The sequence below is a fragment of the Paenibacillus sp. tmac-D7 genome (assembly GCF_006519665.1).
Taxonomy (GTDB): Bacteria; Bacillota; Bacilli; order Paenibacillales; family NBRC-103111; genus Paenibacillus_G; species Paenibacillus_G validus.
On record NZ_VIDW01000029.1, the window covers coordinates 53,721 to 64,256 of the forward strand.

The 10,536-nt window shown below is 52.0% G+C and carries 12 protein-coding genes; all 12 read left to right on the top strand.

What is annotated here, in order from left to right:
• Positions 1 to 19: 19 nt before the first annotated feature.
• Positions 20 to 376, top strand: coding sequence for a Na-translocating system protein MpsC family protein (locus tag FKP33_RS18520; RefSeq protein WP_127608960.1), 357 nt, complete (start codon positions 20 to 22; stop codon positions 374 to 376).
• A 5-nt stretch (positions 377 to 381) separates the two neighbouring features.
• Positions 382 to 1,176, top strand: coding sequence for a formate dehydrogenase accessory sulfurtransferase FdhD (fdhD, locus tag FKP33_RS18525; RefSeq protein ID WP_127608959.1), 795 nt, complete (start codon positions 382 to 384; stop codon positions 1,174 to 1,176).
• A 23-nt stretch (positions 1,177 to 1,199) separates the two neighbouring features.
• The gene (gene moaA / locus FKP33_RS18530) at positions 1,200 to 2,216 is read left to right on the top strand and encodes a GTP 3',8-cyclase MoaA (protein ID WP_141336022.1); all 1,017 of its coding nucleotides are present in this window, start codon (positions 1,200 to 1,202) and stop codon (positions 2,214 to 2,216) included.
• A gap of 248 nt (positions 2,217 to 2,464) precedes the next feature.
• A complete protein-coding gene (locus FKP33_RS18535; protein ID WP_141336023.1) occupies positions 2,465 to 3,250 on the top strand; it encodes a formate channel in 786 nt (261 codons plus the stop codon).
• Between the two features lie 12 nt (positions 3,251 to 3,262).
• On the top strand, positions 3,263 to 4,528 hold the full coding sequence (locus tag FKP33_RS18540) for a molybdopterin molybdotransferase MoeA (protein ID WP_141336032.1): 1,266 nt from the start codon (positions 3,263 to 3,265) through the stop codon (positions 4,526 to 4,528).
• 16 nt (positions 4,529 to 4,544) lie between these two features.
• Positions 4,545 to 4,925 carry a phosphate-starvation-inducible protein PsiE gene (locus FKP33_RS18545; RefSeq protein WP_127610752.1) on the top strand — a complete coding sequence of 127 codons (381 nt, stop codon included), beginning with the start codon at positions 4,545 to 4,547 and terminating at the stop codon, positions 4,923 to 4,925.
• 347 nt (positions 4,926 to 5,272) lie between these two features.
• The gene (locus FKP33_RS18550) at positions 5,273 to 5,797 is read left to right on the top strand and encodes a hypothetical protein (RefSeq protein WP_127610754.1); all 525 of its coding nucleotides are present in this window, start codon (positions 5,273 to 5,275) and stop codon (positions 5,795 to 5,797) included.
• Positions 5,794 to 6,453: a phosphate starvation-inducible protein PhoH gene (locus FKP33_RS18555; RefSeq protein WP_141336024.1), complete on the top strand. Its 660-nt coding sequence runs from the start codon at positions 5,794 to 5,796 to the stop codon at positions 6,451 to 6,453. Before FKP33_RS18550 ends, FKP33_RS18555 begins: the two co-directional genes overlap by 4 nt.
• Positions 6,450 to 7,094 carry a hypothetical protein gene (locus FKP33_RS18560; RefSeq protein ID WP_141336025.1) on the top strand — a complete coding sequence of 215 codons (645 nt, stop codon included), beginning with the start codon at positions 6,450 to 6,452 and terminating at the stop codon, positions 7,092 to 7,094. The genes FKP33_RS18555 and FKP33_RS18560 overlap by 4 nt, the downstream gene beginning before the upstream one ends.
• 14 nt (positions 7,095 to 7,108) lie before the next feature.
• Entirely contained in the window at positions 7,109 to 8,752 is a 1,644-nt protein-coding gene (locus FKP33_RS18565) for an ABC transporter substrate-binding protein (RefSeq protein WP_054797067.1), read from the top strand.
• Positions 8,739 to 9,731 carry an ABC transporter permease gene (locus tag FKP33_RS18570; RefSeq protein ID WP_141336026.1) on the top strand — a complete coding sequence of 331 codons (993 nt, stop codon included), beginning with the start codon at positions 8,739 to 8,741 and terminating at the stop codon, positions 9,729 to 9,731. Before FKP33_RS18565 ends, FKP33_RS18570 begins: the two co-directional genes overlap by 14 nt.
• Positions 9,728 to 10,536, top strand: an 809-nt coding sequence (locus FKP33_RS18575; RefSeq protein ID WP_141336027.1) for an ABC transporter permease, incomplete at its 3' end; no start/stop codon positions are given. The genes FKP33_RS18570 and FKP33_RS18575, both read left to right, overlap by 4 nt.

The following is a 10,536-nucleotide window of genomic DNA, read 5'->3' on the forward strand; positions in this document are numbered from 1 at the left end:
GAACAAGGAGAATGGTGTCATGTCAAAAATGGTTCATGAATTTAATGATATTATTCGAAAGCTTCGCAAAGATTTGTTTGGCAAGGGGCCGGAGCGTATTCATACCGTATTTGTCGAGAACATGGCCGTTTCCACGCTGTACGGAAATTTGACGCCTACAGAGAAGTTTATTGCAGGAACACCGGACGGTACGGATATGGTCCATATCGCCAGAACTAAAATGATTCAACAAGTGTATTCGAATAATCTTCCACAAGGCTTGGAGGATATCGTCGGCGCCAAATTGGTTCACCTGTTTTCGGATATGAAGGTAGAAGAAGATATTGCCGTTTCCGTTTTTGTCTTTGATAAAAACATCGAAGTGGAGAGGGGGTAAAGAGCATGAAACCCATCGAGGTGAAAAGGGAAGTCCTTCGTTTTGTTAATGGTCATGCCGAGAAAGTTGAGGACAGCATTGTAACGGAATATCCGGTTACGGTGAAAATTAACGGACAGGAATTTGTTACGATGGTTTGTACGCCAGAATTTATAGAAGATATGGTCATCGGTTTTTTGGCGTCTGAAGGGATTATCAGGAAATACGAGGACATTGACAAAATATGGATACAAGAAAGAGAAGGCTTTGTCCACGTGACAACAACCAAAGTCAATTCGTATTACCGTGATTTTCAAAGCAAACGATATATTACCTCCTGCTGCGGGATGAGCAGACAAGGATTTGTTTTTGTAAACGATGCGTTGACCGCCAAGAAGATGGAGGATATTCGTGTAAAAATTTCCATCGACGATTGTTTTCGGTTAATGAATGATCTGCAGCAATCTGCGGATACTTTTCATCATACTGGCGGGGTCCACAATGCGGCTTTATGTGATGCGAACGGAATTGTTTTAAGCCGGATGGACATAGGAAGACATAATGCTTTGGACAAAATTTATGGTTATTGTTTGAAGAATGACATTTCCATCGGTGACAAAATCATCGTTTTTAGCGGTCGTATCTCCTCCGAAATTTTATTGAAAGTTGCAAAAATAGGCTGCGAAGTGATATTGTCAAAGTCAGCTCCGACAGAATTGGCATTACAGCTGGCTGAACAGTTGGGAATTACCACAATAGGCTTTATCCGTAATCATTCGCTAAATGTGTATACGTGTCCGAATCGGATTCTAACTATTTGATATACAGAAGTGAGGCCATCCACATGGAAGATGTTGTGTTGGATAAACTGCAGCGCCCCTTAAGGGATTTGCGGATATCGGTTACCGATCGCTGCAATTTTCGCTGCCGGTATTGCATGCCGGAGGAAATATTCGGTCCGGACTATGCTTTTTTGTCTGATGATAACATTTTATCGTTTGATGAAATTGAAAGATTATCACGGATTTTCGTCTCTTTAGGCGTAAAAAAATTGCGTATTACCGGAGGAGAGCCTTTGCTGCGCAAAGATCTCCCCGCACTTATCAAGCGACTGAAGCTAATCGATGGGGTAGAGGACATTGCCTTAACCACTAACGGTTCATTACTTAAGAAATTTGCAGGTGATCTATACAATTCCGGCTTATCCCGTGTGACAGTAAGTCTGGATTCGCTGGATGAAGAGCGTTTTGCTTATATGAACGGAAATCGAAGCAGGGTGAAAACGGTTCTTGAAGGCATGCAGGCCGCGTCAGAAGCGGGAATGAAAGTTAAAGTAAACATGGTGGTCCAAAAAGGAAAAAATGACCAGGACATCATCCCGATGGCACAATACTTCAAAGAGAAGAGATATACCCTGCGCTTCATTGAATACATGGATGTCGGGAATTCCAATGATTGGAAATTAGATGAAGTGGTGTCCAAACAAGAGATTATCGAGTCGATTAACGAGCGGATGCCCATTGAACGAATTCCTGCTAATTATAACGGAGAAGTGGCGACCCGGTATCGTTATACAGATCGTGATCAGGAAATGGGAATTATTTCGTCCGTGACAGATTCCTTTTGTTCATCCTGCACAAGGGCCCGCCTCTCGGCAGAAGGAAAACTCTATACTTGCTTATTTGCTTCCAAAGGCTATGATCTCAGAGAACTGCTCCATTCCGGGCAAAATGATCAAACGATTGCCGCCGCCATCTCGGCAGTTTGGAATCATCGTTCCGATCGCTACTCAGACGAACGATTAAGTCATACCCATCCTAAGGTATCTCCTAAAGTGGAAATGTCGCATATCGGGGGATAGGAAAATGTCCAAAGAGGATTGCCGTTATCTTCATTTTTTGTTATGATGAACAACGCCTGCATATACGTTTGTATATGAGGAATGGAAGGTATGCAAGTTCTGTATATTTTCTATTCTAACGACAGTGATGATTGATAGCCTTGTAGGAGAACGTGTGCAAGGAAATTAAGCAGCATTCGAGAACCCGTACCTTGTGTAGGGATTCTTGGTGCTGCTTTTTTATTTAAAAATGGAGGATTGGTTTGGCTATGTCATTTCATGTACCCGGAAAAATCGCCGGCATGGCGATTGAGGCAGGAGTCCAAAAGACGAGGCTGTCTCTGCCTACGATGCTTATGCTTGGTTTTTTGGGAGGAGCATTCATTTCATTAGGTTTTTTGCTTGATATTCGGGTAATCGGCAATTTGCCGCAACATTGGGGGAGCCTATCCAATTTGCTGGGAGGCATCGTTTTTCCTTTGGGACTCATATTAGTTATTCTGGCAGGCGGAGAACTCATTACAGGAAATATGTTATCCGTGTCAATTGCACTTTACGCGCGGAAAATTTCTTTGAAACAGTTACTGAATAATTGGTTTTGGGTAACATTGGCTAACTTTGCCGGTGCTCTTTTTGTTGCTTATTTTTTCGGACACGTGGTCGGATTGACCGAGTCCGGGCCCTATTTGGGTAAAACCGTGGCCATAGCCCAGGCGAAATTACAGGACTCTTTTGGACAAACGTTAATTTCTGCAATTGGTTGCAACTGGCTTGTTTGCCTTGCGATTTGGATCGCTTATGGGGCGGACGATATCATTGGGAAAATTGTCGGGATGTGGTTTCCGATCATGGCCTTTGTCGCCATTGGCTTTCAGCACGTTGTCGCAAATATGTTTGTGATTCCGGCAGCGATTTTTGCGGGGCATTTTTCATGGGCAGAATTTGCAGGGAATATTGTTCCTGCTTTTATAGGAAATGCAATTGGCGGTGCTGTATTTGTCGGGTTTGCTTATTTCTTTTCTTTCCAAAAAAGTTTAAAGGAAAAAGGGATATAAGGAGTGAGAGAAATGGTAGAGAGAAGGACACCCATTCCAGTAGGAGAAGCCGTTCGTAATCTGATGGCATATGCCAGTTTTGGTTTAAAAGAAATGGTTGCCCTTGAATTGGCAGACGGGCGTTATTTAGCTGAAGATTTGGCGGCGGATCATGATATTCCGTCCTTTGACCGTTCTCCTTATGATGGTTTTGCGATTAGATCCGAGGATACGGTTCGGGCAAGCAAGGACCATCCAATTACCTTCGAAGTCACGGGTACAATCGGGGCTGGCTCGGTATACCGTGATAAGGTTGGACCCTTTCAAGCGGTCCGCATTATGACAGGTGCGGAAATTCCGAAAAGCTGCGACGCCGTTGTCATGCTTGAATTAACACGCCCGTTTGAAGAGGACGGTCAAGCCTATATAGAGATTAAAAGGTCGTTTAAACATGGAGACAACATTTCATTTCAAGGTGAAGAAGCACGAAAAGGGATGATTCTAGCGAAGAGAGGTACTTACATAAATCCAGGGATCATGGCCCTTCTTGCTACATTTGGCTATAGTCAAGTACCTGTTGCCAGAAAACCAGTCATCGGAATCATTGCGACTGGAAGTGAGCTTCTTGATGCAAATGAGCCGCTTAAGCCGGGGAAAATTCGAAATAGCAACACGTATATGATTCTTTCTCAAATCCAAAGAGCTGGGGGAGAAGCCAAATACTTCGGAAAACTTAACGACGATTTGGATATGTGTTGCTCCGCAGTGAAAGAATCATTAAGTCAGGTAGACATGTTAATTACAACCGGGGGCGTCTCGGTAGGCGATTATGATTATTTGCCGGCTGTCTATGAAAAATTAGGGGCAGCCGTTCTTTTTAACAAAGTAGCCATGCGTCCAGGAAGCGTGACGACCGTAGCGCATTTAGATAACAAATTATTATTCGGGTTGTCAGGCAATCCTTCAGCTTGTTACGTTGGCTTTGAGTTATTTGTACGTCCGATCGTTCGCACTTATTTATTTCATGGAAAACCGCATTTGAAAAAAGTAAAAGCAATTCTAGGAGAAAGTTTTCCAAAACCTAATCCATTTATGAGGTTCGTACGAGCAAAACTCACGTATGATGAAGGATCACTGATTGTTTCCCCATCCGGTTTTGACAAGTCCAGTGCTGTTTCTTCATTAGCAGAAGCCAATGCGCTGATTGTTCTTCAGGGGGGTACAAGAGGATATGAAAAAGGGACGTACGTGGATGTTCTCCTATTAGAAGATCATCAAGGTAGCGAATGGCCTTGGTAAACACGTGGAGGGTTACATGAACAACCGGATTTTGAATACGTTCCAATTTATACTTAACGGTTCCTTAATTCTTCTAGGTATCATTTTAACGTTTTTAATGATCCGTGAACTATGGATTATTCTGTTATCTACGATCCAGACCACTCTGGACATTCATATTATTTTACAGGAGATACTCGCTTTCTTCCTTTATTTTGCTTTTGTGTCTATGATCGTCAAATATTTTAGAGAGAATTACCATTTTCCTATACGTTATCTTTTATACATTGGTATAACAGGTACCCTGCGTTTTATTATTGTTAACCGTGATCATCCCATGGAAAATTTGATATTGTCCTTCGTCATTCTGGTTCTCATGATTGCCTATTCTTTAAAAATAACATCGTCACAGCACTAGTCCAAGGATAAATAACATAAAGCGCCTCAAGCCGAAAGATGGCAGGAGGCGCTTTACGTATATGTCGAATTGAGTTGATCTTGCCCTTCGTAACCTTGCAGAGTTGCCGGTGGCAGCTGTTGATCACATTCGCGCTACAGATCAGCTCGCGCATCTCCGGCGGCAATTTGAAGAAGATCACTATTCAGTTTTCTTACGTATCCATTCAATAATTTTATAATAGCGTGCCAAGCCGCCCGGGACAAGGGGATATGGCCGGGTGCGAATTTTGTCGATATTGATAATCATTATCATTTGTATTACCATACACATGTACAAAAAATTAAGGGACTACAGGGGTGTATGAGATGTCAGCAATACAGGTTCGGGATGGCAAGGATGTATGGGAAGTGAGGTTTGAGGATATTCGCAAATATCACGGCGAGCTGGCGCTGATGGCTGTTGCGGTCGGCTTTCGCAGCCAGCAGGCGGCCTTTCGCGTGCTATATGGAGACAGCGCGGTCGAGCGCAAGGCGATCTCCGTCGTGTCAGGGCATGCCGGTCCGGGCTTTCGGGATGCGTTCGAATATGTCACGCGGGCGGTGAGTCGTGGGGCTTATCAGGTGGATACGGACTATCCGCGCGGCCAATACGATCCTTACCGTCCGCAGAGCTACGCCTTCGTGATCAAGGGTGAGGGTGCCGGAGCTGTCGAGGTTGTGCTGAAGGAGCATTTTTTGCCGCGGGAATTTTATGATTTTCTGAAGAAGGGCCGTGAAGGGACGACAACGGAGCAGGATGCTGAGGTATTCGGCAGGCTCAAGCTGGAACTGGCCGAACGGGCGCTGGCTTTGCCTGAGCAGGAGCTGCTGGACGTGCGGAAAATCGGATGAGCAGGGCGGACGGATTTAAGGCGGGCGCCGAGGAATTTGTCGTTCTCGATTCCGGCTGCTTCTTCGGCATGGAAAGCGCGGAAGCGCTGCAGGTCCGGCCGGAATGCTTCGTACTGGACCAGTACAAGCTGGCCGAGACGGACCTTGCGCCTTATCCGTGCCTGGTGATCGATGCCTTCGCCGATCAGGAATGGCTGTACCGGCAGCGGGATCTGATCCGCCGTTTTCTCGATCAGGGCAAGCTGTTGATCTTCTGCGGCCATCTGTTCCGCGATTGGCTGCCGGGCGGCTCTCTATTTGTGCCGCGCACCATTCGCAGTCACCTCGATTATACGGTATTGTTCCACAAGCCACACCCGATTTTTACCGGGCTGACGTCCGAGGAGCTGACGTATAACAAGGGAGTGGCCGGGTTCTTCGCCCGGGGGCACAACCCGCCTCCGCCCGGGGCGGAGGTGCTGTTGACGTTGCCCGGCGGGGAAGGAATCACCTATATCGACCGGATGAGCACGGGCGGAACGATAATGGTCCATGCCGGGAACAGCCTGTTCACCTACGGTCCCCCGGAGAGCAAGCCGGAGCGCATCGGAAGCCAGCTCAGAGCGTGGGCGCGCGCGGAGATCGGCCGGATCGGCCGGAAGGAGGGACACGGATGAGAAGGATCGGGGTGCTCTATGGAGGCAATGCGCATCAGCACCGGACCTTTCGGGAGTCCAAGTACAAGACTTATGTGCACCGGCTGATTTATTTGCCGGAGCTGCACCGCGCGTCGTTGGACGATCTTGACGTGCTTCTTATTCCTTCCCAGCTGCATCAGCGGATGGTATCGGCCTCGTCCGGCAAGCTGCGCGCCTTCGCCGATTGCGGAGGCACGATAGCGGCGTTCGGCGCGCAGCCGCTCGATTGGCTGCCCGGCCACGGCTGGGAATTCAGGCCGACCAACTTCTGGTGGTGGCTCGATCCGAAGGCCGACAGCGGACTCATTCTGAACGAGCCGGGGCATGATTTGTTCCGCTATTTGACGCTGCAGGATGCGACCTGGCACTATCACGGCATTTTCAGGCCGCCGGCGGGGGCGCAGACGCTGATCAGCGTCCGGAACGACGGAGCCATTCTGTATATCGACAAGGTGACGACGTCGGGCACGCTCATTATGACAACGTTGGACCCCGAGTTTCATTACGGCTCGTACTTCATGCCCGCCACCGAGCGGTTTCTGGACGGATTTTTCCCCTGGCTGGCAGAAGGCGACCACGGCTACGCGCCGTCTCAACACGATTACGATAAAAGCCAATAAGAGGAGTGTATGACATGCTGTTCCACACCAAAATCAGTACCTTCGCTTCGCTCATCTGCCTGGCGGCGGTTGTCGCAGGCTGCTCCGGCAGCCAGCCCCCGGCGTCTTCCGCAGGCGACGCTTCGAAATCGCCGGCCGATGCCGCTAAGAGCGTGAACGCCGCGGCTTCAGTCCAAATTCCTTCGCTTCGCCTCGCATGGGGCAATAGCGGCTATCCGTCCCCGTTTGCGTTCAGCGCCTCCGGTCCGGCCGGGTTCCTGCGCAACTCGTTCCTGTTCGATACGCTGACATGGAAGGACGAGAAGGGCGTGATCCCGTGGCTGGCCAAATCGTGGAAGGTGTCGGACGACGGGCTGACGTATACGTTCGAGCTGGAGCAGGGGGTCAAATGGCATGACGGCCAGCCGTTCACCGCGGACGATGTGGTCTTCAGCTTCGACTACTACAAGAAATTCCCGTTCATGTGGACCGGGGACATCAGCCAGATCGCATCCGTCAGCAAAACCGGCGATAGCACGGTAGCGTTCAAGCTTAACTCGAAGTACGCGCCCTTCCTGAGCGATCTGGTCGGCATCGTGCCGATCATTCCGAAGCATGTCTGGGAGAAGGTGGACAAGCCGGTCGAATTCCGCGACGCGTCCGCGCTGGTCGGCACGGGCCCCTACACGCTGAAGGAGTATGACTCCAAGTCGGGCCAATATTTGTACCAGGCCAACGACAGCTATTTTAAAGGCAAGGTCAAGGTGAAGGAGGTCGCCTACCTGAATCCGGCCAACAAGCTGCTCGCGCTGCAGAAGGATGAAATCGACGCCAGCTATTCCCTCAGCTACGCCGATGTGGAGAAGATGACCAAGGAAGGGCTGGACGTAATCAAAAGCGCGCCTACCGGAAGCGCTCTGCGCGTCACCTTCAATCTGGAGCATCCGCAGCTCAAGGACAAGAAGCTCCGCCAGGCAATCGCTTATGCGCTCGATCGCTCGGAGATGGCGCGCAAGCTGACGGGCGGGGAGCCGATCGTCGGCAACGCCGGGATCATTCCTCCGGATTCGCCGTGGTACAACCCCAAGGTGAAGAACTACGCCTATGATACGGCGAAGGCGGAGCAGCTGCTGGACGAGCTGGGCTACAAGAAAAACGCGGAAGGCGTGCGGGCCGATCTGAAGCTGAACGTCATGGTCTCCTCGACCTCTCCCGAGGCTCAGGTGATGCAGGAAATGCTGAAGAAGGTCGGCGTTGCGCTCAACCTGCAGCAGGTCGATGCGGCGACGTTCTCGACGGCGATGGGAGAGAACAAGTACGACATGGCGATTACGGGCCATATCGGTCTGAGCGGAGACCCGGACTTCCTGCGGCTGTGGTTTTTGGGCAAGGCGAACAACACGCTGGCCGCCCGGGGCAAGACGTTCGACAATGCGGAATTCCAGAAGCTCGCCGAAAGCCAGAAGGCCGAGCTGGACCCGACGAAGCGCAAGGCGATCGTGGACGAGCTGCAGAACGTGCTGGCCGAGGAGCTGCCGACGCTGGTGCTGTACCACCGCCCGTTCTACTTTATGTATAAGAAAAATGTGTTCGACGGCTGGTTCAACACGTACGGCGGCATAGCGGACGGCATTCCACTTTGGGATAACAAGGTCGCGTTCATCGATGGCGGCAAATAAACAGGCTCTAACCTATGCAGGCGTCTTGATCTTCGTGCTGCTGCTGAACTTCTGGCTCCCTCGGCTTATGCCGGGGGGCCCTGTTGATTTTTTGACCGGAGGCGGGGAGGACGGCGCGATTTTCCTGACGGAGGTCCAGAAGCAGGCGATGCTGGCATATTACCGTCTGGACGACTCCTTGTGGGCCCAGTTCACAAGCTATATCCGGGGGCTGTTCACCTTTGACTTCGGCCTGTCCATCAGCTACAAGCAACCGGTTATCGAGGTGATCGCCGAGCATCTGCCCTGGACGCTGCTGATCGTGGGCGCATCCACGGTGCTGTCGACGGCGGCCGGCCTGGCCACCGGTCTGCTGTCCGCCTGGTGGCATCCGGGGCGGAGCGATCGGAGCTGGTTTGTCGGGATGCTGACGCTCAGCGCGATCCCGGAATTCCTTATCGGCATGCTGCTGCTCATTATCTTCTCCGTCCAATGGGGCCTCATGCCGCTGGGCGGGGCGGAGACTGCCTTCCTGCGGTCAAGCGGCTGGTGGGGGCATGCCGTGGATATCGCACGGCACGCAGCGCTGCCCACGCTGACGCTGACCTTGACCAATATGTCCGGGCTGTATCTGCTGATGCGCAACGAGGCAATCCGGGTACGGCGGGAGCCTTTCGTGGAATTTGCCGAGGCCAAGGGCATCGGGGAACGGGCGCTGCTGCTGCGGCATGTGGCCCTCAATGCGGCGCTGCCCCTGGTCACGGTCATTGTGATGCGCATCGGCGGACTGGTGGCCGGTTCGGTGCTGGCCGAGACGGTCTTCGCGTACCCGGGGATCGGCAAGCTGCTTCAGGAAGCGATCCTGGCGCGGGACTACCCGCTGCTGCACGGCCTGTTTTTGCTGATTACGGTAGCTGTACTGCTTCTGAACCTGCTCGCGGATCTCATTTACCCGCGGCTGGACCCGCGCATTCGCATCAGACGGGGGGAGAGTCTATGAACAAAGCGCGCTGGATCGGATTTGCTGTTCTGCTGCTCTTTGCCGTCGCCGCACTCATAGGGCCGCTGCTCGTCTCCTCGTCGCCCTTCGAGATCGACGCCGACCGCTTCCTGCCTCCGTCAGCCGGGCATTGGCTGGGGACGAACTCCCTGGGGCAGGATGTGTTCAGCGGACTTGTATACGGGGCGAGAACGACGCTGCTGGTCGGGCTGTGCGTTTCGCTGCTCAGCACGCTGCTGAGCGGCCTGCTGGGCCTGATCGCCGGCTATTCCCGGCGGCTCGATCCCGTGCTGAATGCGCTGGCCAACATGCTGCTGGTGCTGCCGCCGCTGCTGCTTATTCTGATCGTCGCCTCGTTCACCGGCGGCGGCACCTGGCAGCTGATCCTGACGCTGGGCCTGCTGACCTGGCCGTCCTTCATGAGGCTGATCCGCGCTTCGGTGCTGTCGTTGAAGGAGCGGGAGTTCGTCAAGGCGTCCAGGCTGTTCGGCGGCGGCACCTTCTATGTGCTGCGCCATCACCTGCTGCCGTTCCTGTGGCCGCTGCTGCGCACGAAGTTCATCCTGTCGTTTCGGCAGGCGGTGACGATTGAGGCGAGTCTGGCCTTTATCGGCATTGGAGACGCGAACCGCCCCTCGTGGGGAAAAATGCTGCAGCAGGCGTTCAGCCGCAACGAAACGTGGATATCGGACGTCTGGCAGTGGACCGTGCTGCCGCCGACGCTGGCGGTGCTGCTGGTCACGGTCGGGCTGGCGCTGGCCGGGGAGGAAAAATCTGCCGAGGCGGCGCTGACGAAAGCCGGTTC